The sequence below is a fragment of the Agrobacterium sp. 22-223-1 genome (genome assembly GCF_053522385.1).
Map to the genome: position 1 here is coordinate 222,046 of NZ_JBNWCN010000005.1, position 25,155 is coordinate 247,200.

At 59.7% G+C, this 25,155-nt stretch carries 20 protein-coding genes; 11 read left to right on the plus strand and 9 right to left on the minus strand.

The window, feature by feature from the left end; translation table 11 throughout:
• Nucleotides 1-3: 3 nt before the first annotated feature.
• The 8 genes from tssG to tssA all read right to left on the minus strand — a co-directional run bounded on the left by tssG (nt 4) and on the right by tssA (nt 8,779).
• A complete protein-coding gene (tssG, locus tag ACQZ60_RS20275; protein WP_448735997.1) occupies nt 4-1,008 on the minus strand; it encodes a type VI secretion system baseplate subunit TssG in 1,005 nt (334 codons plus the stop codon).
• A 9-nt stretch (nt 1,009-1,017) separates the two neighbouring features.
• Nucleotides 1,018-2,799: a type VI secretion system baseplate subunit TssF gene (gene tssF / locus ACQZ60_RS20280; protein ID WP_269831586.1), complete on the minus strand. Its 1,782-nt coding sequence runs from the start codon at nt 2,797-2,799 to the stop codon at nt 1,018-1,020.
• Nucleotides 2,792-3,301, minus strand: coding sequence for a type VI secretion system baseplate subunit TssE (tssE, locus tag ACQZ60_RS20285; protein WP_269831587.1), 510 nt, complete (start codon nt 3,299-3,301; stop codon nt 2,792-2,794). The genes tssF and tssE overlap by 8 nt, the downstream gene beginning before the upstream one ends.
• On the minus strand, nt 3,294-4,118 hold the full coding sequence (locus ACQZ60_RS20290; protein ID WP_269831588.1) for a type VI secretion system accessory protein TagJ: 825 nt from the start codon (nt 4,116-4,118) through the stop codon (nt 3,294-3,296). Before ACQZ60_RS20290 ends, tssE begins: the two co-directional genes overlap by 8 nt.
• On the minus strand, nt 4,115-5,509 hold the full coding sequence (gene tssC, locus ACQZ60_RS20295; RefSeq protein ID WP_135398345.1) for a type VI secretion system contractile sheath large subunit: 1,395 nt from the start codon (nt 5,507-5,509) through the stop codon (nt 4,115-4,117). Before tssC (ACQZ60_RS20295) ends, ACQZ60_RS20290 begins: the two co-directional genes overlap by 4 nt.
• A gap of 55 nt (nt 5,510-5,564) precedes the next feature.
• Nucleotides 5,565-7,046: a type VI secretion system contractile sheath large subunit gene (tssC, locus tag ACQZ60_RS20300; RefSeq protein ID WP_059761077.1), complete on the minus strand. Its 1,482-nt coding sequence runs from the start codon at nt 7,044-7,046 to the stop codon at nt 5,565-5,567.
• 100 nt (nt 7,047-7,146) lie between these two features.
• On the minus strand, nt 7,147-7,656 hold the full coding sequence (gene tssB, locus ACQZ60_RS20305) for a type VI secretion system contractile sheath small subunit (protein WP_035263819.1): 510 nt from the start codon (nt 7,654-7,656) through the stop codon (nt 7,147-7,149).
• A 67-nt stretch (nt 7,657-7,723) separates the two neighbouring features.
• On the minus strand, nt 7,724-8,779 hold the full coding sequence (gene tssA, locus ACQZ60_RS20310) for a type VI secretion system protein TssA (protein ID WP_448735998.1): 1,056 nt from the start codon (nt 8,777-8,779) through the stop codon (nt 7,724-7,726).
• Nucleotides 8,780-8,999: 220 nt separating this feature from the next.
• Here tssA and tssH point away from each other — a divergent pair, with 220 nt between their 5' ends.
• From tssH to ACQZ60_RS20350, 8 genes are all read left to right on the plus strand, one after another.
• Nucleotides 9,000-11,654 carry a type VI secretion system ATPase TssH gene (gene tssH, locus ACQZ60_RS20315; protein WP_448735999.1) on the plus strand — a complete coding sequence of 885 codons (2,655 nt, stop codon included), beginning with the start codon at nt 9,000-9,002 and terminating at the stop codon, nt 11,652-11,654.
• Nucleotides 11,655-11,711: 57 nt separating this feature from the next.
• The gene (locus tag ACQZ60_RS20320; RefSeq protein ID WP_003504561.1) at nt 11,712-12,188 is read left to right on the plus strand and encodes an Hcp family type VI secretion system effector; all 477 of its coding nucleotides are present in this window, start codon (nt 11,712-11,714) and stop codon (nt 12,186-12,188) included.
• A 109-nt stretch (nt 12,189-12,297) separates the two neighbouring features.
• The gene (locus tag ACQZ60_RS20325) at nt 12,298-12,687 is read left to right on the plus strand and encodes a Rap1a/Tai family immunity protein (protein WP_035260955.1); all 390 of its coding nucleotides are present in this window, start codon (nt 12,298-12,300) and stop codon (nt 12,685-12,687) included.
• Between the two features lie 11 nt (nt 12,688-12,698).
• Complete coding sequence (locus ACQZ60_RS20330; protein WP_035260951.1) at nt 12,699-13,199, plus strand: type VI secretion system amidase effector protein Tae4; 501 nt, start codon at nt 12,699-12,701, stop codon at nt 13,197-13,199.
• 13 nt (nt 13,200-13,212) lie between these two features.
• Complete coding sequence (gene tssI, locus ACQZ60_RS20335; RefSeq protein ID WP_035260949.1) at nt 13,213-15,477, plus strand: type VI secretion system tip protein TssI/VgrG; 2,265 nt, start codon at nt 13,213-13,215, stop codon at nt 15,475-15,477.
• Nucleotides 15,478-15,490: 13 nt separating this feature from the next.
• Nucleotides 15,491-16,606 (plus strand): DUF2169 family type VI secretion system accessory protein, encoded by a 1,116-nt coding sequence (locus ACQZ60_RS20340; RefSeq protein WP_035260947.1) that lies wholly within the window; start codon nt 15,491-15,493, stop codon nt 16,604-16,606.
• Complete coding sequence (locus tag ACQZ60_RS20345; protein ID WP_080707243.1) at nt 16,603-18,171, plus strand: DUF4150 domain-containing protein; 1,569 nt, start codon at nt 16,603-16,605, stop codon at nt 18,169-18,171. Before ACQZ60_RS20340 ends, ACQZ60_RS20345 begins: the two co-directional genes overlap by 4 nt.
• Nucleotides 18,168-19,268 (plus strand): hypothetical protein, encoded by a 1,101-nt coding sequence (locus ACQZ60_RS20350; RefSeq protein WP_035260945.1) that lies wholly within the window; start codon nt 18,168-18,170, stop codon nt 19,266-19,268. The genes ACQZ60_RS20345 and ACQZ60_RS20350 overlap by 4 nt, the downstream gene beginning before the upstream one ends.
• A gap of 297 nt (nt 19,269-19,565) precedes the next feature.
• On the opposite strand, the gene ACQZ60_RS20355 is transcribed toward ACQZ60_RS20350, so the two are convergent.
• Nucleotides 19,566-21,551, minus strand: a complete 1,986-nt coding sequence (locus ACQZ60_RS20355; RefSeq protein WP_448736000.1) for a putative bifunctional diguanylate cyclase/phosphodiesterase — start codon at nt 21,549-21,551, stop codon at nt 19,566-19,568.
• A gap of 342 nt (nt 21,552-21,893) precedes the next feature.
• On the opposite strand from ACQZ60_RS20355, the gene ACQZ60_RS20360 reads away from it, so the two are divergent.
• Genes ACQZ60_RS20360 through ACQZ60_RS20370 form a run of 3 tightly spaced genes read left to right on the plus strand, consistent with a single transcriptional unit; the run spans nt 21,894 to nt 25,081 of the window.
• Nucleotides 21,894-22,733, plus strand: coding sequence for an inositol monophosphatase family protein (locus ACQZ60_RS20360; protein WP_304983093.1), 840 nt, complete (start codon nt 21,894-21,896; stop codon nt 22,731-22,733).
• A gap of 60 nt (nt 22,734-22,793) precedes the next feature.
• Nucleotides 22,794-23,402 (plus strand): dual specificity protein phosphatase family protein, encoded by a 609-nt coding sequence (locus tag ACQZ60_RS20365; protein ID WP_174058629.1) that lies wholly within the window; start codon nt 22,794-22,796, stop codon nt 23,400-23,402.
• On the plus strand, nt 23,396-25,081 hold the full coding sequence (locus ACQZ60_RS20370; RefSeq protein ID WP_448736001.1) for a metallophosphoesterase family protein: 1,686 nt from the start codon (nt 23,396-23,398) through the stop codon (nt 25,079-25,081). The genes ACQZ60_RS20365 and ACQZ60_RS20370 overlap by 7 nt, the downstream gene beginning before the upstream one ends.
• The last annotated feature ends 74 nt before the right edge of the window (nt 25,082-25,155 follow it).

Sequence of the window (25,155 nt, forward strand, 5' to 3'; positions counted from 1 at the left end):
CCCTCACGCGGAAATCGCCGAGCCTTCCCGCTCGGTCACCACAGCATCGGCGCTGTCTTTTTCTGCGGGCGCCACGCGAGCCCAGCTATTCCAGCCGAGGCGAGCGGGGGCATCGGACTGGCCGAGGCGGCAAAAGGGAATGTCCTCCTTTTTCAGGATCACCTGCACATCGAAATGCAAGGCGCTTCCGACGAACAGGCGTGTCAGCGAAAATATCTCCGCAAGCCGCTTCGATCCGGGCGTCAGCGCCAGATAATCCGCATAGGCGACGGGGCCGATCACGATCCGGAAACCGCCGCTCATATCTTCGACAGCGCTTCCCGCCGTCGTGTTCTGTCCGAGCCTCAGCCCGGATGCCTGTCCGAGCTGGCTTTGTTCGTGAAGCGGCAAAACCACCCATCGCCGGCGAAACTGTTCGACATTCACCGGAAGTCCCGTGAATTCACAAAGCATCGAGGTCAGGGCGGCAACATTGCGGTTGCGGCCAGCCAGAAGACCGCTGAAACGCAGGAGCGCATCTTCGCTCACGCCTGCCTTCTCGACCAGACCGGCTGTGCGGAACCCGGTGAGTGCAAGCAGGGTTTTGCGAAAACCGTTCTCCCGCTGCTCGGCCGACCAGCGCAATCCCCTCGCGAGGCGGTATTTTTCCGTTGCGGATACGAACAGTTCGCTGAACCTTGCCGCGAACAGATTGAAGAAGCTTGCCAGCGCACCGGAGCGATTGCGTTCTTCCCGTTGCAGCAATTCGCCATAGGCCGGCGGCAGCGAACCGAGCGGCCCGACAATGGGCGCGAAGGCGGATTTCAGTTCGGCCTGGCCGCGTTTGCGGTTGAAACCGCTGATCGCCAGCGGGGTCGGCTGTGTTCCGCCATGGGCGCCGACGACAATCCCGTCATCCGCCGAAACGAGCTGCGCAACGCGAAACGCGGTGGCGGGCTCAAAGCGGCCGGGATCGTCGCTGAGAAGCGCCGCCTGCCGGTCTTTCATGGTTGGCGTCTGCTGTTCCATCCCGGTCTCCTAGAGCAGCGGCCGGTCTGCCGCGCGGGCTGGCCAGCGGGCAATCGGTTTGGAGTGGCCGCGCATCGTCGCCGTCAGCCGCGTGAAACTGTTGATCGAGGTGTAGAGCCCGAAGAAATGATTGAGGACATTGGCGAAAACAAATGCGGCAGGCCGCGCGATCAGCGCAGGGTCGAATTCCACGGTGATATCCGTTCCCGGCACCATGGCCGAGCCGATCCGGGCATGGGAATTCTGCGCCTTAACATTGCTGATCGCCTCCACGAGCTGCCGGGTTTCCGGGCTGTCCCTGAAGGAATAGAGCGAGAGAATGTCCTTCAGCGGCGCGCCGCCGCTGTCGGTGAGGGAGAGGTGGTTAAGGAGGAGATGCGAGATCAGCCGCCATTCACGCGCGGAGCGTTCGTTGACGCGGATCGCCGCCGTCGGCGGCATCAGCGCATGGATGGATTTCACCGCCTCGTTGCCGGTCGAAAGCTGCAGGAAGGGGTGGCCGCCGCCAAAGGGAAGCTGGCTTGGCAATTCGCGATTGATGCACAGCGTATCGATGCTCGCCACCATGTCGAGCGGTCCCAGCGGTCCGCGCTTCTGATCGACGAAGGCGATGTCCGTATCGGAGGAACCGTCGTCGTCGAAACGGCGCTGTATCTGCCAGAACACGTTCGCGCCGTTGTTGCGCTGGGTGCGGCCGAAGAACGGGGAGGTCTTTTCGGTCTGCCCGGAACGGCTGGTCAGTTGAACGTTTTCGACGGCATAGATTTCGCGGGTCCGCTGCCGCCGTGCATCCGGCAGCAGCCGGTATTCCGTGCGCGTGCCATCGAGGCTGAGCGGTTCGCAGCTTTGTTTGAACAGGTTGATGACCGGCGAGGCGTTCAGCACGAAATCCCGGACCGACACCATGCGCTCAAGCTGCGTGTCCGCCGCATCCAGATAGATGTAGAGTTCGCAATCGCCGCCGCTCCATCTGCCCAGCCCGTCGATGTCGAGAAAGAGAAATTTCTGCGGCAACGCGAAGAATTCAGTGAGAAGCCGGTATCCGTCAAAACTGTTGGCCGGATAGGGCAACATGGCCTGATCGCGCGTATAACCTGATGGCGTGAGATTGCCGGCGGGCAGGAAGACGGCTTCCTTGTCCTCGGCGTGCCGCGCAAGCGCCATGCCCACGCAATGGTTGGTCAAAAGCTCGTAAAGCGCCGTGGCCTGCTGCCATGCGGCGGACAGAAAAATCTGAAGCTTCGTCAGGCCCATTTCCGGGAAGGTGCCGCCGCGCGGCGCCGTGCTGCGCAGCGAAAGCCGTAGGCAGCTGGCGGCGCCGGCAAACGAGGCCGAAAAAGGCGCGTCGATCGGCTGGCCGGACAGCGTTGCGGCTGCGATTTGCAGTGGCGCGATCTCCACCGCCTGCGTGGTGCGAAAACGGCAGCTTTCACCACCCACCGGCTCGGCAAGGATTTCACTGTGCCGCGGAAGTGTCTGCACGGTTGCGAGCGCCGTGCTTGGGGTGAACTGAACCACGCTCATGGACGGGATCGGCGCAAGATAATGCGGGTAGAGCGTTTCCAAGAGGCTGTCGGACAGTTCGGGAAACTCGTCGTCCAGCTTTTGGCGCACACGGGCGGCGGAATAGGCGAAGCTCTGGATCAGCCGCTCGACATGCGGATCGTCGGCGACATCGCCCGTCATGCGCAGCCTGCCGGCGATCTTGGGAAACGCCGCTGCGAAACGCGAAGCGCGTTTTCGGAGCGCGAAGAGTTCGTCATTGTATTTTTCGAGAAAGCCGTCAGCCATTCGTCGCCTCCACCAGGAATCGCTGTGTGGACGGATCGATCCGGGATTCGAAGCTGATCGGCGGCATGCCTTCCTGAAGGCGGAAACTCGCCTGTATGCGCATGCGAAGCGCCCGGTCGCCATCCGTGCGGTTTTTCAGGATCGTCACATGCACATCGCCAAGGCGGGTTTCGAACAGGGAAATCCGTCGCTCGATGCTGCGTGCGAGCCGCGCCTTGGAGGCATCCGTTACCAGATTGGCCGAAAGAATGCCGTCCACGCCATAGCTCACCAACGCATCGGTAAGCTCTTTCAGTGCTGTCGGCGGGCCGGCGGGGTTACGGCGGGTATTGAGCAATGCCTCGAGATCGCGGCGGATCACCTCGCGCATCTCGCGCGCCTGATCCTTCAGGCTGACGAGCAAATCCGTTTCCGCATCCGGTGCGTCATCGAGCAGCCGGTCCAGAACGGAGCGCGACAGCGTTCTCTGCCGCGCGCGATATTGCTCGAGCGGATCAACCACGGGCGATCTGCCTTTCATCGTCGGAGGCGGCGGAAAGGGAACCGATCTCGTGGAACGGCACCACATCGTCGCCAATCAGCAGGCAGCGCTGGCCTTGCCCGGTTGCCAGAGGCTGGTCTTCCTCGCTCCATCGGGTTTCCCGGCCGAGGAGGAGGCTGACATCGTCCTTCGCACCGTGATAGATCGCCGGAAGCAGCACGGATGCGACCGCGCCGTCGCGCAACGTCAGCTCAGCCCCGCGAAAAGCGAGGTCGCGCGGGCGGCTCATAGGGTCGATGGCGAGGCTTTCTATGCGGCTGTAATCGATCCACAGGTAGCGGCCGCCATTGGTCAGCACCTCCAGCGCATGCGGAATCCGGTCGTCAAGATCGCGAATATCGCCCGCGCTCTTGCCGTTGCGGCCGATTGGTACATTGCCGCGTTTATCATCGAGTTCAGCCAGTGCCGTTCTGGCGGCATCCGCATCGCCACTGCGTGCAGCGATATTCGCCCGGATGGCCAGCTGATCGAGTTCGGACGGACCGCCGGGGAAATCCGGCACCGCGCCGTTTTCGAACCACGCATTGCGTGCGGCCATGGCGCGCAGCTGATGGCGAAAGAGAGAAAAGCCGACGCTTTCCTGCGGCGAGAATGTTGCGGCCAGATTGCATTGCGCATCGGCCTTCTCATAGTCGCCGGCAAGGACCAGCAGGTCGATGTAGAAATGGCGGCCATCCTTGTCGGTAGGCTTCGTTTTGACGTGTTCGCGCGCAAGCCCGATTGCGTCCTGCAGCCGGTCATCGTCGAGAAGGCGGGAAATATCGTCGCGCAGCGTCATGCGGGTATCCTTTGCGGCTCGGCCGGAGACCGGGATGCGGCGGCGGGCGGCATCATGGTTTCGGCAATGAGGTGGAAGCTCGTGGAGACGTCATCGAGCTGGAAATGCGGCTGAAGGCGCACGGTGCAGGAGAATGTTCCGGGCTTACCGGGAACCTCGAAAACGTTGATCCCGGCAGAGCGCAGCGGGTAGCGCGTGCGCAGCGCCGCTTCGGCATCGTCATTGCCGAGCGTGTAGGAGGAAAGCCAGCCTTCCAGTTTGCGCTCTATCGTCGAGGCATCGCTCAGCTGGCCGATATCGTCGCGCATGATGACCTTGAGGTAATGCGAGAACCGGGAGGCGCACAGCACATATTGCAGCATGGCCGCGAGGCGGGCGTTCTGTCTTGCCGCTTCGCTGGAATAATGGCCGGGTGCATGCAGGGACTGGTTGGCGTTGAAGATCGCCATGCCGGAGAGATAGGTGGTGGAGACAGGCACGATGCCGAGATCGGAAAATTGCTGTTCCTGTCCGGTCGTCAGCTGCACCTCGACGGGCGGCTGCGCGGAAAGGCCGTTGCTCTCGATGCCGAGATCGAGCGGCGGCAATTGCCGGGAAGAGAGCATGCCGCCATCCACGGCATCCTGCGTCACGCCGCGCAAATCCGCAAACCAGCCGGAATCGACGAAATTGCGCACCACCACCGTTGCAAAGGCAAAGGCGGCATTGCCCCACAGCAGGGTCTCACCGCTTTCCGCCACATGCTCGCGGAATGGAAATCCGTCATCGCGTCCGCGCGCATAGGGCCTGTAGGGAGAGCGCAGCAAAACGCGCGGCGCAACAAGGCCGACAAAGCGGGAATCGTCGCGTGCGCGCAGCGCATTCCACCGCAGCCGCGATTTATCCTGCTTCAGCGAAGAAAAGTCGTGAACCCGGCTGAGTTCGGCGAAATCCTGCAGGCCGACGGCGGAAGGTGCGGCCGCCGCGACGAAGGGGCAGAAGGCGGCCGCAGCCACCATGCCGATCTGCGACAGCGTGGTGATGGAATCGGCGCCCTGAAGATCGTCAGGGGAAAAGGCGTAGTCGCCGATCAACAGGCCGACCGGTTCGCCGCCCGGCATGCCGAATTCGCGATTATAGACGACTTCGAAAAGATGGCTCTGGTCGAAGTCGGTGGCGCGTTCCGTGTTGCGGGCAAGATCGCGCCAGCTGGCATTCAGCAGCTTCACCTTAACGTCGGCTCCGCGGCCAGCCTCGCGAACGACCATGGCAAGCCCGCGCCATCTCGCTTCCATCGCCTGAAAATCAGGGTGATGGAGAATGGCGTTCACCTGGCCGGTCAACGCATCGTCGATGAGGGCGATGAGCTGGTCGGCGAAAATGCGGGCGTCCGGAAAGGACTGATGCGCCATGAGCGGGCTCCGGGTGACGAACGGGGCCGGGGTGGCGGACCACCCCGGTCCGGGTTCAGTTCTTCGACGGAATACGGGCGACCATGCGCAGCGAGGTCGTCAGTTCTTCCATCTGCAACCAGGGCCGCATCCATGCGACCGCATTGTATGCGCCGGGTTTGCCCGGCACTTCCTGCACGGTCACCTTGGCGTCGCGCAGCGGATATTTCGCCCGGCTTTCTTCGCCCGCTTCGTCATTGGCGTTGACGTAGTTGGCGATCCAGCGGTTGAGCCAGACTTCGCAGTCGGACGCTTCCATGAAGGAGCCGATCTTGTCGCGGCCCATCACTTTGAGGTAATGCGCGAAGCGCGACGTGGCCATGATGTAGGGCAGGCGGGCCGAAACGGCGGCGTTGGCCGTGGCTTCCGGCTTGTCGTAAAGCTTCGGCTTGTGCGCGGTCTGGGCACCGAAGAACACCGCATAATCCGTGTTCTTGTAGTGGCAGAGCGGCAGGAAGCCGAGCTTGCCGAGTTCCGCGTCGCGGCGGTCGGTAATGCCCACTTCCGTCGGGCATTTGAGATCGAGATCGCCGTCATCGCTGGAGAAGACGTGCATGGGCAGATTTTCCACCCGGCCGCCATTTTCCGCACCGCGGATCGCCGTGCACCAGCCGCTCTTTGCAAAAGCGTCGGTCAGCTTTGTTCCCATGACATAGGCGGCGTTCATCCAGCAATATTCGTCATGCTGCAGGTCGCCATTCACCGCACCCCTGGTTTCGTCATAGGCGAAATCGTCAATCGGGTTGGTTTTCGGGCCATAGGGCATGCGCGCCAGAACACGCGGCAAAGCGAGCGTGACGAAACGGGAATCGTCGCTTTCGCGGAAGCTGCGCCACTTGGCATATTCCACCGTATCGAAAATCTTCTCGAGATCGCGCGGACGGGCGAGATCGCGATAATCCTCGAAGCCGAACATCTGCGGGCTTGCCGCCGAGATGAACGGTGCGAAAGCCGCCGCCGCAATCGACGAAACCCCCTGCAGCAGCTGCACGTCATCGAAGGAATTGTCGAATTCGTAATCGCCGATGATCGCGCCGAGCGGCTCGCCGCCGGGTGTGCCGAATTCGTCTTCGTAGATCGCCTTGAAGAGACGCGACTGATCGAATTCCACGGCCTTTTCCAGATCGCGCGCCAGTTCCCGCTTACCGGCATTCATGACGCGGATTTTGAGGTTGACGCTCGTCTCGGAATTCTTGACGAGATAGTTGAGCCCGCGCCAGGTGCCTTCGAGCTTGGCGAATTCCGGCGCCTGCATGATGGCGGCGAGCTGTTCGGAAATCGTCCGGTCCAGTTCGGCAATGGCATGGTTGAGGGTGACGGTGAGGTTGCGGTCGTATTTGACCGTTCCCTTCAGCGCCTGGTCTGTCAGCGTGCGCAGAAGATTTTGCGCGCGGTCCGGTTCGGTCTGGCGGGTTGCGGCAACCACCTTGGACAGCAGTCCCTGATCTTCGGCGGTCGTTGCCTGTGCTTCGTTTTTCAGCAGGCTTTCAGCGCTCATGTTTCAGTCCTTCCACATGCGGCTTCGAGAAAATGCCGCTTGAACAGTTGAAGCCCCGCAATCGGGGGCCGTTCGGGGAGGTTTTCCTCCGCACAGGCGATTATTTGCTCGCGCCGTTCTTTTCCTTGAGTTCGGAAACCAACGTTGCGAGGTCGGTCTTGTTCTGCAGAATATCTTCCAGCATCCGCTCCAGATCTTCCGAACGGTCGGCCTTGGAAAGCAGGTCGCGCAGCTCATTGCGGGCGTCCAGAAGCGCCTTGAGGGCAGGAACCTGCTGCACGACGGCGCCGGGTTCGAAATCGTCCATGCTTTCGAACTTCAGGTTGACCTGCATGTCCGTGCCGTCTTTCTGCAACGTATTGGCAACGGCAATGTTGAGGCCAGGCGTCATGCGGCGCATCACCTCATCGAAATTGTCGCGGTCGATCTGAACGAATTTGCGTTCGCCGAACGGCTTCAGCGGCTGGGTCGGATTGCCCGAGAAATCGCCGAGAACGCCGACGACGAATGGCAGTTCCTTGACCACCATCGCGCCTTCGGTTTCGACTTCGTATTTGATGTGGACGCGGGGCTTGCGAACCCGTTCCAGCTTTTCGTGTACACTTGCCATTTCAACCTCCTTGATGCCCCTTGGCATGGCTGACTGTTACGGGACGGCGTCTCCGTCCCTTGCCTCGTTATTTTCCGTTGTTGTCTCCGCCGGGCTTAATCCCGGCGGCCGTCAGAACTGCATTGCGGGCCTGTGCCTCGGGCAGAAGCTCCGCCAGCAGTTCGGAAAAATCCATGCGTCCCCTGCGAACCAGCGTTTCGATGGAAAGAGAGATCGGCGAATGCGGTTCGGTTCGGCGAAAGTAACGCGCAACCGAAAGAAGAGTTTCAAACGCTTCGTCGCGTGAAGATATGCCTTCCGGTGACGTCGCGGGTGGTCGTACCGCCGGTTGCCCGTTGTCGTTGGTTCCAGGAACCGCGGCTGCCGCCTGCTCGACCGGTGCCGGTTCCTGCTCGCGCCCGCCCAGCATGCGGATGGCCGCAGCAGCTTCGATGAGCGTGTTGCGGATGTTGGAACTGGGTGGCGCGGACTGGCCGCAGCGTTCGGAAAGAACCGCCATGATGGCGTCGAAGCTGGAGAGACAGGCGTTCACCTCGGCCAGATGGGAAGACATGGCGGCAACGCCTGCTTCGGATGCCAGCCGATACAGTTCCTCGCGCCTTTTGCTCTCGTTCGGTCGCTGCGCCAGCTGGAAATCCCAGAGGCTGTGCTCTCCAAATTTCCCCCCGGGGATCAGCGGCGCAAGCCGGAGCGGCTGCACAAGCGTTCCCTCGGTGCCGATGCCGTTCAATCCCGCAAAAGGTGCAAATTTTTCCTCACCATTATCATCGCTGATGGAGCGTAATGAGTCCCAGTGGTTGTAAAAAAGATCGCCACAAAGCTCATAGATTTCGCGCAGTCCAGGAAAGCCGCGCAGCCGCAGGCTTGCTTCGGCAAGCCACGCCAATATTTCTATGTCCTTGCTTTCGGAATATATAATCTGCAATCCAAGATTGCTGACACTGTCCCAGCTACTGGAGATCTTTAAGTTATCCTGTGGGGACGCGGCGCGCTCTTCTGTGCGTGCCTGGTTTCTTTCATCCTTAATTCTGTAGTATATTTCACGCGTTCTTGAATCGATGCGGATGTTTTCTCCGCAATCTCCAAAAAATTCTATATCTCTTTTAACATGCGGCGCGTTCAAGAGCAGTCTATCCCCAGAAAATAGTAATGGATTTTTTGTAGTTACTTCCCTTACGTAAGGCTATTCCTCAGACAGACTTATTCAAAATGTGTCTAAATTGTGGCGTCTACTGCCTAATCTAACCCGATAAAAAATAAACTTCGGGGTGGACAACCCGGTTTCATCATCATAGTTATTCCACGTCACGTTGTGGAATGAACCCGGGCAGGAGGCTCATTGCATGTCGCATATCGATCTCAATCGCCTCGTTGAAGCGCTTGAGCCTGACCTGCGCGTCACCCTTGAAGCTGCGGCTTCCGTTGCGGTGCGTATGGGGCACAGGTACGTGGATATCCCGCATTGGCTGCTGGCGGTTGTAGATGCCGGCATCTATGCGAAAACATTCGAGGAATTAAAAATTCCACTTCCGGTATTGCAGGCGGAAATCGGCCGCAGCCTGGAAGAGGCCGTTATCGGCGATGGCGAGGCTTTGTCGCTCTCCCAGAACGTCCTGACGGCGGGCCGCGAGGCATGGGTTCTCGCGTCGCTGGAGGCCGGGCGCGACCGCGTGACGCTTTGCGACCTGCTTCTGGCGATGGACGAGGAAACCTCGCTCCGCTCTTTCGTCCGCTCGGCATTTCCGTCGCTGAAGGCGATGGATCGCGCGGCTCTCGAACGCCTTCGCAGTTCGGTTGAAGACAGCAGCGGAAGAGAGGTTCCTTCCGCGACGGCGGGTGCCGCGCCGGCCGCCGGCCAGAACGATTTTCTGCGCCTTTACACCCAGGACATGACCGCCGACGCCCGGAACGGCAAGGTCGATCCGGTGATCGGGCGCGATGATGAATTGCGCCAACTCGTTGATATTCTTACGCGCCGTCGTCAGAACAATCCCATTCTGGTGGGCGAGGCCGGTGTCGGCAAAACGGCGGTGGCGGAAGCGCTGGCGCTGGAAATCGCTTCCGGAAATGTGCCGGAAAAATTGCGCAACGTCCGCCTGCTGAACCTCGATATTTCGCTGCTGCAGGCCGGCGCCGGCGTGAAGGGTGAGTTCGAGCGCCGTCTTCATGGCGTGATCGATGCCGTAAAACGCTCGGCCGAGCCGGTCATCCTGTTCATCGACGAGGCGCATGGGCTTGTCGGCGCAGGCGGTGCGGCCGGACAGGGCGACGCGGCCAATATTCTCAAGCCCGCTCTCGCGCGCGGCGAAGTGCGCACCGTCGCGGCCACGACCTGGAGCGAATACAAGAAATATTTCGAGAAGGATGCGGCGCTGACGCGTCGTTTCCAGCCCGTGCATGTGCGCGAGCCGGATGAGACGACTGCGATCCGTATGTTGCGCGGTGTCGCCAATAGCTTCGTCAGCCATCATAACGTTGTGGTTCGTGACGAGGCGATTGTGGCGGCGGTGCAATTATCGGCGCGTTACATGCCGGCGCGGCAATTGCCGGACAAGGCGGTCAGCCTTCTCGATACGGCCGCGGCTGCCGTTTCGCTGGCGCGGCAGACCCTGCCGGAACGGCTGCGTGCCATGGAAAGCGAGCGGCGTCTTCTGACCGATGAGTTGAACTGGCTTCTGCGTGAACCGCAGGATGACGAGATGCAGAGCCGTATCCAGTCGATACGCGACGAAGTCGAGAAGCTTGAGAGCGGGATCGACGATCTGCGCGGCCGTTACGATGCGGAAATGGCTGAACTCAGCGAAGAGCAGCCCGTTGAAACCGGCGCGTCGAATGTGTCGCGCCTGCGGCCTGCGGCTGAGACCAAACCGGCAAATGCCGAAAGACTTGTGCCGACGGTGGTTGATCGTGAAGTGATTGCCTCCGTCGTATCGCGCTGGACCGGAATTCCGCTCGGTAAGCTTCTGGCCGACCAGATCGAAAGCGCGCGCACATTGGATGCGCGGATGCGCCAGCGGGTCGTGGGGCAGGATGCTGCAATCGGCCGCATCGCCGATGCCATGCGCACTGCCCGTGCCGGATTGTCCGATCCGCGTCGCCCGCCCGCCGTGTTCTTCCTCGTCGGCATGTCCGGAACGGGAAAGACCGAGACGGCGCTGTCGCTCGCCGATCTGCTCTATGGCGGCAACAGCCATCTGACGACGATCAACATGTCGGAGTTCAAGGAGGAGCACAAGGTTTCGCTGCTTCTCGGTTCGCCGCCCGGTTATGTCGGTTTCGGCGAAGGCGGCGTGTTGACGGAAGCGGTGCGCCGCCGGCCGTTCGGCGTTCTCCTTCTCGACGAGATCGATAAGGCCCATCCCGGCGTCCAGGATATTTTCTATCAGGTGTTCGACAAGGGCGTGCTGCGCGATGGCGAAGGCCGCGATGTCGATTTCAAGAACACCACGATCTTCATGACGGCCAATACCGGTTCGGAACTGCTGGCCGCGCTCTCCGCCGATCCGGATACGATGCCGGAAGGCGAGGCGCTGGAAGCGCTGCTGATGCCGGAGCTGACCAGACAGTTCAAGCCGGCATTCCTCGGGCGCACGATCATCCTGCCTTTCATGCCGCTCGGTGCGGAAGAGCTCGCAAGGATCGTGGATATGCAGATCGGCAAGATCAGGGAGCGTGTTCTCGCAACATACGGCGCCGACCTGACGCTTTCCGATGCCGCGCGCGACGCGTTGGTGGCGCGCGCTGGTGCAAGTGAAATTGGCGCACGCGCCATCGAAATCATGATCGGCAAGGATCTCCTGCCGCCTCTTTCCAGCTTTTTCCTCGAAAAAGTCATCGCGGGAGAACGCGTGGGCAAGATCGTTGTCGATTTTGGTGAAAACAGGTTCGGCATTCGTGCCGAAGCGGCTGGGGAAACAGATGAATTCGCCGCGTCCGAAGAGGGTGGGGTGGATAAAGTTGCCGCGTCGGATGGGGCTACCCGACGCATGCGGCATTAAACGAAGGGTAACGCGGCCTCGAAGCAAGAGGTCATTTCAGCTACAGGAGCTTACAGCATGCCAATTTATCTGCAGATTGACGGTATCCAGGGCGACGCCACGCATGAGGAACACCGCAAGTGGATGGACATCGAAGCCATTCACTGGAACGTAGCGCGCAACATGAACACGTCTGCCGGTTCTGCTGCAAACCGCGAAGCATCCGAACCGACCATTTCGGAAGTCATTCTGACCAAGGTTAGCGATTCTTCTTCCACCAAGCTTTTCCAGGAAGCCTGCGCTGGCCGCACTGGCAAGCTGGCAACCATCCATCTGGTGACCACGGGCAATCCGGGTAACACCTATATCGAGTATCTGCTGACGAACACACTCATCGCCAGCTACTCGGTGGATTCCAGCGGTGACCGTCCGGTGGAAACCATCAAGCTCAACTTCACCAAGATGGAAGTGAAGTACACGCCGTTCGACGACAACAACTCGCCGCAGTCTCCGATGATCGCCTCTTACGATCTGGCGACGACGAAGGCCGCTTGATAGCGACGCGACCCGGTGCCGGTATTTGCCGGCACCGGAACGTTTTCATTGCAGTTTTGCAGCTCACGTCGTGATGTTTCTCATCCACGTTGGACGAGGCGGGTTTTTCATGCGCTCCCTATATGCGTTTTTTGTTTCCGTGCCGGTTGTTCTGGCTCTGTCCGGTCTTTCGCCGGCGGGTGCCGAGGAACGGACATGGATATTCTCCGGTGCTGAACTCAAGCAGGCCATCGAGGGCAAACTTGCCCCGGAAGTGTCTGATCCGGAAATGCGGCGGCTGGTTTCCGTCGCAAAATCGAGCGCCTATATCGCCGGTGTGGCCGATCTGACAAGCGTATCGGACTGGTGCGGTGCGGGTGCCGTGGCGCCCCATGAACTCACCGACCGGATCTACACCTATCTCGGCGATCTTCCTGCGGAAAAACTGGATGAACAGGCAGCCACTCTCGTGCGGGAGGCGCTCAAGGTCTCCTTTCCCTGTGAGCAGAAAAGTAACTAGTGGGACGAACCATGCGTGTTAACTTTGACACTCTCTATAAGAATTATCCGAGCAGCGACCCGTCGCATCCGAACTATCTCAGCCAGCGTGATCTGTTCACGGAAATCGGCTGGGACGATTTCATCGGCAATCCGAACTATCACAATACCTGCGCCATCCGCGTCAGCATCGCTTTCGTGAAGTCGGGCATCAACATCGTGCCCGCCTCGCACCGCATCCAGAAGGGCCCCCATGCCGGTAAGGGCATAGAGGTGAACATGCGCCGTCTTGCCAACCTTATGAAGCGGACGAGCTATCTTAGCGAACCCGAGCCTTTCACTCCCGCGACGGCGCGCAACGGCATCGGTGCGCGCAACGGTGTCGTGGCGTTCAACAATATCCCCGGTTACACCGGCGGCGGTCATATCGATCTTGTGCGCGGCGGCTCCGAAGCCACCCAGTGCGCATCGGCCTGCTACTACAATTCGGAAACGATCTGGTTCTGGCCCCTGCAGTCCAGCCGCGGGTCCTGATTAGGAGTATCCCATGAACGACCAGCCGTCTTTTTCCGATTTCGTTCAGGCGAGCCGCGTTTTGAAGGTGTCTTCGCCACTTGGCGAAGACCAGCTTCTGCCAGAGCGCCTGTCCGTCGAGGAGGGCGTATCGCAGCTCTTCGACATTCGTCTGACGGTGCGTGCGAAGAAGGAAGCGGTCAAGCCCGAAGAACTGATCGGACGGCTGGTCGATATCTCCATCGAAATAAGCCAGGGCGACGGCGATGGCGGCGGTGTTCGCCGCCCCTTCAACGGCCTGGTGACGGAACTGCATGAGGGCCCGCCGATCACACGCGGGATGCGCTCCTATGCACTGACCATCCGCCCGCAAATGTGGCTGCTGTCGCGCCGGTCGGATTGCCGTATCTGGATGGACAAGACGGCGGTGGAGGTCGTCGAGACGCTGTTTTCCGAACACGGCATTCCCGCTCCCGATACATCGGGCATCATTTCTCCGCCGCCTGCACAGCATTACAGCGTACAATGGAACGAGACCGATCTCGATTATCTCACCCGCCGTTTCGAAGAGGACGGCCTGTTCTACTGGTTCAGCCACGAGGATGGTTCCCACAAGCTGCATGTGGCCGATAGCGCCAGCGGCTGGCTTGGGCCGTCACCGGCTGCCCAGGGGGAGGGGACGGTGCGCCTGGCGCAGGGGTCGTCGGATCGCAACCACATCAACGACTGGGCGCGGCGTTTTTCCTATGTCTCGGGCCAGCGTGCGGGTGCCGACTGGAATTTCGAGACACCGGGCATGGTGCCGGGCACGATGACGCCGTCGCTGGTGCAGATGCCGGATGCGACGAAACGCGAGCTTTACGAATATCCGGCCCGCATCAAGACGGTGGAAGAGGCCGAGCGGGCGCAAAAACTGCGCACCCAGTCCATCGAAGCCGATCATGACCGGGTTTTCGGTTCGTCGACTTCGCGCATTCTGGAGGCAGGCCGCCGTTTCACGCCTTACGAGGTCGCCCATCCCGAACACGCCTATGAAGAGCATGTGATCATCAGGGCAAGCCACAATATCGTCGACCTTTCCTATGAGACCAATGGCAACGAGCCGGAATACCGCAATCACTTCGAGGCAATTCCCGCCCGTGTGCCGCTGACGCCGCACCGGTCAACAAAACGCCCGCGTATCGAAGGCACGCAGGTGGCGATCGTCGCCGGCCCTGAAGGCGAAGAAATCCATCCTGACCAATATGGCCGCATCAAGCTGTGGTTCCCGTGGGACCGCAAGGCGAAGAAGGATGGCACGGATACCTGCTGGGTGCGGGTCAGCCAGGCATGGGGCGGCGGCACATGGGGTGCGCAGGTCATTCCGCGCATCGGCATGGAGGTGATGGTCGCCTTTGTCGATGGCGACCCGGATAAGCCGCTGGTCATCGGCGTGGTCAACAATCCGGCCAATTCCGTGCCTTACGACCTGCCGGCCAACAAGACACGCATGGTGCTGCGTTCCAACAGCCACAAGGGCGACGGTTTCAACGAAATCACCTTCGAGGATGAGGCCGGCAAGGAAAACCAGTTCTTCCACGCCCAGAAGGACCAGACGACGCGGGTATTGAATGACCGAACCAAGCGCATCGACCGGCATGAGGTCGCCTCGGTCGGCGGCAACCGCGCGGTGGAAGTTTCCGGCAACCAGAAACACGAGATCGGCGGCTCGGTGAACACCGTCGTCGGCGGCACGGGGCCGATGGCGATGATGGCGATGGCGGGCGTGCAGGCGCTCTCCGGACAAACGGCCGGCCTTCTTTCGCAGGCCGCCCAGATCGCCGGCGGCGGTGGCCCGGGTGTCGCGGCCTTCGCCACCACGCTCGCCTCATCCGCACTCGGCTTCCTTGGCGCCGGCGGTCTTTCCTCGCGTGAGGGTGTCGTTTCCGGCTCAAGCCCGCGTGCGGATGCGGGTACGGCGCTTGCCGGCTCCGGCTCGGGGGTCGGTTCCGATGCTTCGGGATTGTTTCCGCTGCCGGGCATCATGAACACGATCGTCAGCACGTTCAAATCCGACAGCGTCGGTGTGGCGCGGGCTGAACAGATCGGGGTCAGCAAGGTTACGAATGTAGGCCAGACGTCGCTGGAGAGCGTCGGAAAGTTCAAGAAGATTGCAGTCGGTGAAGAGTTCGTCATCGAATGCGGTGATTCCAAGTTCATCATGAAGGCGAATGGCGAGGTCATCATTCTTGGCAAGACCTTCAACTTCGTGGCGACGGATCATTTTCAGCTTCGCGGCAAGCCGATCGATCTGAACTGAGGGAGGCCGGGTCTTGGAACTTCAGAACCGCCTGCCGTTTCCCGCCATGGCTTTCCGTCAGTTCGATGCCGAAGGAGAGCTCGATTGTATCGTCTCCGTGCGTGCAACATTCATGCATGCTCAGGGCGGTTCGCTGGATGTCGCAGCCGAGCAGGAAAGTTTCCAGTGGGAGGATGCCTATGAGGGCGATCCGCACCAGACCGTCCTCCTGCGCCAAAGCGATCTTACCCCGGACAAGCCCGGCACGGATATAACCTTTCTCGGGAATGCGTGGTCTGCGAGTGGCGAGCCGGAGAAATCCTGGCGTGCCTCCATCCGCGTTGGCGGAATTTTCAAGGAAATTGAGGTTTTCGGCAGACGCTTCTGGCAACCTGTCGTTAAGGAGAAATGGGCAGGTTTTTCCGCCAGGGAAGCCAAACGTGTCATAGCGGATTGGAAACTGAGCGATCCTGAACCGACTAGAAACGTGGCCATATGCTGGCGCAACGCTTATGGCGGCGCGATCCCCGGCACAGGTGACGCGGGGACGGAAACACCGATTGACGTGGAGCGCCGAAACCCGCTTGGGTGCGGCATCGTCAATCTTGAGATGCCTGCCGACGCCGGGCCTGTTCCAGCTCCGCAGATCGCTGCCGTTGGTGAGCATTCCGATTGGCGGAGCACGCCGGAACCGCAGGGATTTGGGCTCGTTTCGCCTTGGTGGCAGTTCCGTCAGCAGTATTCCGGAACTTATGACGACGGTTGGCGGGAGGAGAGGCACCCCCTCTTGCCGCGTGATTTTGATCCACGCTTCTGGCAGGCGGCCCATCCTGATCTCATCGCGACGCCTCACCTCAAGGGTGACGAGAACTACGAGCTCGTTAACCTGAGTTCTGAGCATCCGATCACGAAAGGCTCGTTGCCTGGCCTTACCCTCGGTGTCCATTGCTCTCGCGAAGATCGGGATGAATGGCATGTGCTGAAGCTCGATGGCGTGCAATTCGACTGGCGCAATGATGGACGGGTGCTTCTGACCTGGCGCATCAGGTTTCCTCTTCCCGATGCCGGTGAAACAAAACTTACCCTGACGCGCGTTCGTCTGAAGTCGCCCGAAACCGAAGCGGCTCTGACCGAGAGGGAGACAGCATGAGCATCCCCCGCGACAATTATATCGGAGAGCCCCAATATCCCGGCACATGGACCACGGGGACACCGCGTGAGGGACTGCGTGACATCGATGAGGCGCGTATCGTCTCTTTGGCACCTGATGTATGCCTGACACCGGTTGGCTCGTCGGTGGTGCCTATTCCCTATCCGGTCGTGGATTTTTGCGGCCATGATAAAAACTATACGCCGTCTGTTCGGTTCACCGGCAAAAAGGCGATGGTGATGCGTTCGTGTACGACACATGTGCACGGCGACGCGCCCGGTAGCCGCAAGGGGGTAAAATCCGGCACGGTGGAAAGCATCTGCGAACCCATCGGGCATGCTGATCAGGTGCGTGCCGAAGGCTCGCATGTCATTCGCCACCTCGATCGTTTTTATATGAACAGCAGGAATACCCAGGGTGAGGCGATCTTCGTCCGCAGCACGCAGACCTATGATCCTCCCAAGGACGATGATCCGGTGCGGGGATCGCTCCGATGGCAGGACGGGTCGGACGAAGGCCGGGTTATGAGCGATGCGTCGCCCGAGCCGTTTAAAGAGGGCGAGAAATACGCTTATGCGGGATCGGCTGCCGCAGCGACGACTGGGGCAGCTCAAAACTCTGCGCAAGCACTTCGCGGAGGAATGCCGGCGACAAGGCCGACTGTCCCCCAGACTGTTCCTCGTGGTCCGGGAAGGGTGATAACCCCGGGACCCGCCCGAGCGCCTCAGTGGTATCGTACCCCGCCTCACAGGGTTGTGAGCGATCTTGCAAAAGTTGGCCGTCTCGCGAGGGTGGGCATTTGGGCCCGCCGCCTAAATGTCATCGGGATATTATCAAGCGTCCTTATCCCCGATAATGGTGCAAATCTGTCTGACGTCGTCCCACGGGACGATCAGGAGCGGCGGATCAAAGAAATGTTCGACGAGGGTATCGACGCCGGACATGACAGCTGGGAGATGCGGGATTGGGCGATGGAGGAGCTCCGTCGACATCGGCAGCGAGTGCGTGAGGAACCAGAAAGTCGGCCGCAGGCATTACCCCAGAGCGAAACCGTACGTGTCTCCGATCGGGACGAATACCGCAAGAAGTGTCAGGTCGACCGTTACGGCAAGATGAAGAGCGTCTGCGGTCAGTACGGCATGCAGGCTCACCATATAGTTCCGGACTGGACGCTTCGTTATGGCGCGAGAGAGGAGGCCGATAAGCGCATTCCGAATATGCCCAGCCTTAATGATGGTATGGCTATATGTGTTATTGGCAATGCCCGGGTAGAGCAAACCGAGCACTGGGGTGGTCATCTGGCGGACAAGGCGATCGAAAATGCCGGTAGAAATTCAACGCCACCTTTCACTGCACCCTTACATAAAGTAGTTCAGGCGTCGGCCCAGGCTATGATAAGCGTGAGGCCCGATTGTGCAAAAGAGATTATGGCGGCCCTGACGACCCAATATGCTGGAAAAAATCCGTTCCAGCTTTTACGAGCTAAACAATATCCTCCCCTTCCTGAAGAAACCATATCGGCTTTGAAGTCTGGAGCTGTTGAAGGAGCGACCAGAAAACCATGAAAACCAAGCTGCCTATCGATTTTACGAGAGCATATGCGAGGTCGGGCAAAACGCTCGCCGTTGTCGCAACGAGAGACAATGCTGAACCTTTCGATCCTGATGGCCGATTTTACCGGTATGATCGTGACGACGTGCCGCCGCAGGACTGGACGTATTCCGACTTCGGTTTCCATATTCAAAGCATGACTGTGTATCATAGCGCTGAGCACGCTACGCCAGATGGTTATTTCGTTTTGCTGTCGTCGGAGGGTGACGTTTATCACACCTACTGGAAGGAGAATTTTCAAGAGAAAATTCAGGGAGCCGGTAGTTGGAGTGACGATTCGAAAGGCTATGGGCGTCTCACTCGCATCCGCGAGATCGGGCAACACCTATATGCCTGCGGAGAGGGGGGGCAAATCTATGTTCGCAAGGGGAACAATGATTGGCGTCTCCTGACCGATAAATTGTTGCTGAACCCAAATGCGCAGGAGGAAGCAAAGCCTGAAAAAGAGCCGGAATTTCTTTCTCCGGAATGGCAGGAATGGGTCACTCGGTCGGCCCTCAATCCAGCCTCCCGCGATATACTGTTCTTTGACATAAACGGGTTGTCGGAAGAAGCCATCTATCTTTGCGGGGAGGAGGGGCCCGGTACCAAACCGGTCCTTTGTTTCTGGGATGGTCATGAGTTGCACGAACTGAAAATTCCAATTCCGGTAGCCGCTTTGACCGGAATTTACATCGAGAATCCTGACAGTGTCTGGATATGTGGGAGAGAAGGTGTTCTCATACACGGAAGTCACACACGGGGATTTTCGCCTGTCGCATTACGGCAGCAGCATAATCTCTTTCACATGATCACTCCGTATCGGGAAAAACTCGTCATGGCGGCGAGCGTTCGTCCCGGCGGTCTTTATGAGTATGATCCCAAGACAGGAGGTTTTGGCAGATTTGATCCTCCTCTTCCGCGCTTGAGCAATCGTGATGATAACGAATCTATCGACAATGGTCCGTTTTTTGCGCAGGTGATCGAAAACGTGCTTTGGGTCGTCGCATCGAAAGATGTTTTCCGCTTCGATGGTGCGGCTTGGGAGCGGATAGAGCACCCAGATCTCTGAGTTGCGAGCTTTCGAAGGCTTCGAATGTTATTGATGCGTCGGGGTCTGCCTGAGGCCTTCTAAAATCGCAGCAACGTGGACCGGGAGGGAAATAGCATGAGCCTCCCCCCGACAAACTACAGCGGCGAACCACAATGCCGAGACACATGGGCTACCGGGACGCTGCAATAGGGCTGCATGTCCTTGATGAGGCACGTATCATCTCTTTGGCGCTTGATGTATCCCTGACTCAGGTTGGCTCATCGGTGATGTCTATTCCGACGCTGGGGAAGTTTTACTTGGAGAGGGCATCGGAGCTTACCACCAGGCCTTGTTTGGATTTTTGAGAGCTGTGGATTTGGTGCGATGTTTGGGACTCGCCTGGCCCGAAAGAAACGCACCGACATCCTCTTCCCGAAGCGGCGGCGCATAGATATAGCCCTGCACCAGCGTGGCGCCGAGGCCTTGGAGTGCGGTAAGCTCGGCTGGTGTTTCCACCCCTTCCACCACGCATTCCAGTCCCATGTCGCGGCTGAGGGTGAGAAGGGATTTCACGATTTTGTAGCTGGCCGGTTTTTCGTGCAGGTCCGTGACGAAGCTGCGGTCGATCTTGATCTTGGTCAGCGGCAATGCATGCAGTCGTGTCAGGCTGGAATAGCCGGTGCCGAAATCGTCCAGCGATATGCCGCAGCCGAGACGGCGCAGCATTTCGACCGATTGCCTGACCTGTTCGAAATCATGGGCAAAAGCCGTCTCGGTAATTTCAAGGTCCAGCCGTCGTGCATCGAAGCTGCTGTTCTCGATGATGCCGAGCAGGGAAAGCACGCCCTCATGGGAATTGAGGTCCTGGGCCGAAAGATTGAACGACAGGCGCAGGGAGGGTCCCCACTTGGCTGCGGAGGCGAGCGCCATCTTGAGAAGCGGCCGCGTTAGCGAACCGACGATGCCGGCTCGCTCGGCGATGGGGAAGAACTGGCAAGGCGGCACATGTCCGAGAACCGGGCTGTGCCAGCGCGCCAGCGCTTCAAAACCTGCCGTTCTTCCGTCGCGTATATCGACGATCGGCTGGAATACGACCGAAAGCTCGTTTTCCATATCCCGCTGTTTGAGCAGGTGCTCGACGCGGGCTTCGATATTGATCTGCTTTTCGTGCTCCGCATCGAACAGAACGGCATCGCCACGCCGGGTTTTCTTGGCGTGGTAAAGGGCATAATCCGCCCTGTCGAAAAGCTGTTCAAGCGTTGAGGCGAGGTTCGGAAACACGGCAATTCCCATGGAAGCGGAAACATGCACGGTGCCCTCCGGCATATGGTAAGGCGCCCTCAACTGCTCGGAGATCGCATTGGCATTTGCGACGAGTTGCGCGTCATCCGGTATGATCGGGGCGACGATGGCGAATTCGTCACCGCCCAGCCGAAAGGCCCTGCTGGCTTTCAGATTGGCGGTGAGGCGTTTGCTGACATTGACAAGCAGCCTGTCTCCCACGGAGTGTCCGTAAAGATCGTTGACGGGCTTGAACCCGTCCAGATCGATGACACCCAGCGCCAGCCGGGTTCCGTTTGCCCTGGCCTTTTCGAGCTCGGCCTCAAGATGGGCGAAAAAGGCGCGGCGGTTGGGCAGTTCCGTCAGGCTGTCGATATTGGCAAGCAGCAGGTTTTCGTTGCTGAGCGCTTCCGTGCGCTGTTGTGAAATGACCATGCGCTCGAAATTGCGGTAGTTGGTCAGCAGAATGGACATCATGCCGGTGCAGACCAGCAAAACGTTGATGGCGATGGCAACAAATGTCGGTTGCTGCGACGCCAGAAAGAAGGCGATGAAGGCGCCATTGACGATGAGCGTCACCATGAAGGCGGCCGAACGCACATACATCAGACAGAAAATGCAGGAAATGACGGTGATCGCCATATAGAAGGCGACGTGGGATTGCGTATAGGCATCCCCATAGGGCACCAGCAGGAAAGACCAGAGCGTGAATGCCATGGCGATGCCGGCAGCGAGGCGATTCGTGCGCCGAAGGGCTGCATGCGCCACCCGCGGTTCGGGATCCATGCCGCGCGTCCTCCACCAGAAGGCGACCCTGAGCGTGCAGCCGAGTGTGAAGAGGGCGGGAACTCCAACGGTGAGCCAAGGCGGCGCCAATCGCATATGCGTCACGGCAAGCGCCCATGTGCTTGAAAGCAGGATGAAATACATCATCGGCATCTGTCGGGTGAAAGCGCGGTACTGTGCTTTCAGCAGATCAGGATTGTCGGACCGGACGGACATGAAGTCCTGCAGTTTTTGTGTGGCGGTCAGTATTTTCATTCATGGCTCTTCAAGTACAGAGCGGCATTCGTAACATAATTCCCGTTACATCATTGGAAATACACAGGGTTAACCGACAGACAACTACATCAACCGCAAGATGCAGGCGCTGCGTTTCGCAACATTCCAATGTTTTCAGTATTAAATGTTTCCAGCGGGGATATTCCTGATCAGGGAGGAAGCCCTTTGCTTCATGCTACGTGTTGCGGCGAATCCATCGAATTGGCATGATCGGCTCGCCCGCTTCCAATGTTCATCAGCTCCGTTTCAACGCCCCTTGAAAAGTTTGAACGCGCGTGCAATATGAACGCGTGTTCAAACTTTGAGAAATGGTTCTTGCGCATGGATTCGATCCACTATCCCGATACATTGGCGGCGCGTGCCGAATTGTGCCGCAGCGTTATTCTTTCCGCCGGGGAGCTGGTGCTGAAAGGTTTTCAGGGCGAGGCGACGCGCAGCTTTTCGATGAAGGGGCCGCAGGATTTTCTGACGGTGACGGATGCTGCCTCCGAAGCGCATATTCGCGGCGCGATCATGGCCGCTTTCCCGGAAGACAGTTTTTTCGGAGAAGAGGGCGGCGGCGAGATCGGTGAGCGCGTCTGGGTCGTGGATCCCATCGACGGCACCGCCAATTTTGCCCGTGGCATTCCGCATTTCTGCATCTCCATCGCCTATGTCGAAAACGGCCAGACCGAAATCGGGGCGATCTATAGTCCCGCCCTAGGCGAGCTTTATTTCGCCCGCCGCGGCGAGGGAGCGACGCGCAACGGGCAACCGATCAGGACTGCGGAAACGGAGCGCTTCGATGCCGCTTCGATCGAGATGGGGTGGTCCACCCGCATCGCGAATGCGACCTATCTCGATGTCGTCAGGAACCTGCTCGATATGGGCGCCAATGTCCGCCGGGCCGGCTCCGGCGCGCTGGCGCTTGCCTATGTGGCTGATGGCCGTTCCGATGGCTATCTCGAATTGCACATGAATTCATGGGATTGTCTTGCGGGGCTGCTACTCGTCAGCGAAGCTGGCGGCGATGTGTGCCCTTTTCTGGAGATCGGCAGTCTCCGGGAGGGCGGGCCGGTGCTGGCCGCAGCCGCCGGTGTTTCCAAAGGCGTCAGCCAGGCATCGAATATAGCGCTCGCCGCGCGGCAGCTGTCGGATCGTCCGCGGGCGGTATCGGCGTGATTTATGGCGGAGGCCCTTTCGCTGAGGGGGCCTCGTGCTTCATGCATGTGGAGGAATGAAATGGATGGACCCGTTTATGCCCGGCCCGCAATCAGCCTGATTGCGGAAGGGCTCGGCCCGCACAATGCCGCGCTTTACATTGGCGGCAGCGATGGTGCGAGCGATCTCGGGCTCCTGCGCCGGCATGGCATCACCACTGTCGTCAATTGCGCCGTCAATCTGGATATCAATCTCGTGCAGGCGGTGGCGGAAGAGGGCGACAGGCGCGCCGTGGGTTATGGCGATATCCGTTATTACAAGCTGGGCCTTATCGATGGCGAGGGCAGCCCCGACACCATGATGCTGGGCGCCTATTACATTCTCGACGGCGCGCTTCGCCAGACCATGCCGAAGCGGGAAACCTATCCCTTTGCAGATGGCGGCAATGTGCTCGTCAATTGCCGCAGCGGCCGCAGCCGTTCCGTCTCACTGGTGGCGCTTTTCCTGCACAAGCAGCAGCCGGATCTCTATCCGACCATCGACGATGCGCTGGCCGTGATCCGCACGAAACGGGAATTACGGCCTGACGAATGGTTCGAGACGCCGAAACCGATGCTTTACGCCGCCGCCCGCCGTGCTTCCGACTGGATCGACATGGTCGAGGGCAGAAAGACCGCTCAATCATGCTGACACGCACGCTTCCCTCCGTTGCCGTCATCGCCGACGCGCATTTCCATGACACGGCAGCCGATTTCGGATTTCCCGGCATCGAAATCGACGGTCAGCGCATCACCATGCGCAGCTGGTCGGATACGCGTGAATCCACCCGGGTTTTCAACGAAAGCGCCGATGCATTGCATGCGGCGCTGGAGGAGGTGCGGCAGCGCGGCATTCGCCATGTGGTGCTGCTTGGCGACTATACCGATGATGGCCAACGGGTGACGACCGAAATGCTGAAGGGCATCCTGCAACGCCACAGCGACGCCCACGGCACGGCCTTCTACGCATTGCCCGGAAACCACGATATTTTCGGCCCGTGCGGCCGGCACCATACCAAGGAGTTTCTGACGGAAAACGGCAAATGCCTTTCCGTTTCAAGCGATGCCCGGCGGGCCGGTGAGCGCGTTGTCGTGAGCGACGGGATGTATTGCGAAGGTTATCCTGCAGGTCTTGGCCCGATGGCGGCTTTCGGTTATTTCCGCCAGCCGGATTATCTGCATTGGGAAACACCCTTCGGTGTTTCCGATGCGCCTGAGGATCGGCTGTACGCGGTGCGCTCACCCGATGGGCGCAATGTCTACCGCCTGATGGATGCCTCCTATCTGGTCGAGCCGGAGCCGGGCCTGTGGCTGCTGATGATCGACGCCAATATTTTCGAGCCGCTCGATGGTGAGTTCGAAGCGGGCGAGGAGGCGGCTTTTATCGACAGCACCTCCGGTGGCTGGAATGCGCTTTTGCGCTGCAAGCCCTTCCTCATCGACTGGATCGCTGATGTGCGCCGCAGGGCGGAGCTGCACGGCAAGACATTGCTCGGCTTTTCCCACTATCCGGCGCTTGATCCTTTCGATGGCGCAAGCGGTGCGGAAGGTGCCCTGTTCGGTGAAACCAATGTCGTGCGCCGCACGCCGCGCAAGGCGGTGGAGGATGCGCTGTTACAGGCCGGGCTTGCCGTCCATTTCAGCGGGCACCTGCACGTGGAAGGCGTGACCCGGCGCGGGGAAGGTGAAAACTCGCTCACCAATATCGCCGTGCCGTCGCTCGTCGCCTTTCCGCCCGCCTTCAAGGTCGTCCACCCGTCGCGGCAGGCAATCCTTGTCGAGACGGTGGAGATGGCCGCGCTGCCGGTCAATGGCCGCATTTGCGATGGTTATGCACAGGAAACCGCACTGACGGGCGAGGCGACCGACCGGGCTTTTACCGCTGGCAATTACGGTGAATTTCTGCTGGGCCACAAGCGGGCGCTGATCAGGCACCGTTATTTCCCCAAGGAATGGCCGGCCGAGGTCGTCACGGCAATCGCCGATAAAAGCGTTCGGGAGGTTCTCAACCTGCTTGGAGGGGAAGGCCGATCTTCGTCTGATGCAGCCGTCCTGTCCTTGGACCTGCCGATGTTCGAGCTGATTGCCGACTGGTATTGCCTGCGCCAGGGCGCAGGCCTGGCACTGCCGCACATCGCGCCGCAACGGCTTTCCCTTTACCGAACGCTGGCGGAGCGCTTCGGCCGGGAGCCGGATCATCACGACGGTTCGGTCGAAAGCTTTCTCGAAATCTTCTTCGGAGCCCTCGGCCTGTTTCTCGAGCGTGCCGAAGGCAGCCCGCGCGATCTGGAGCTTGGGCTTGTACCGCAACATGAACGGGTTGCGGTTTGATCTGAGGTGTTTGCAACAAGCGCGGCCGCCATGCTGGGGTTGAACCCAGACCGGCGGCGAGGATGACAAGCGGG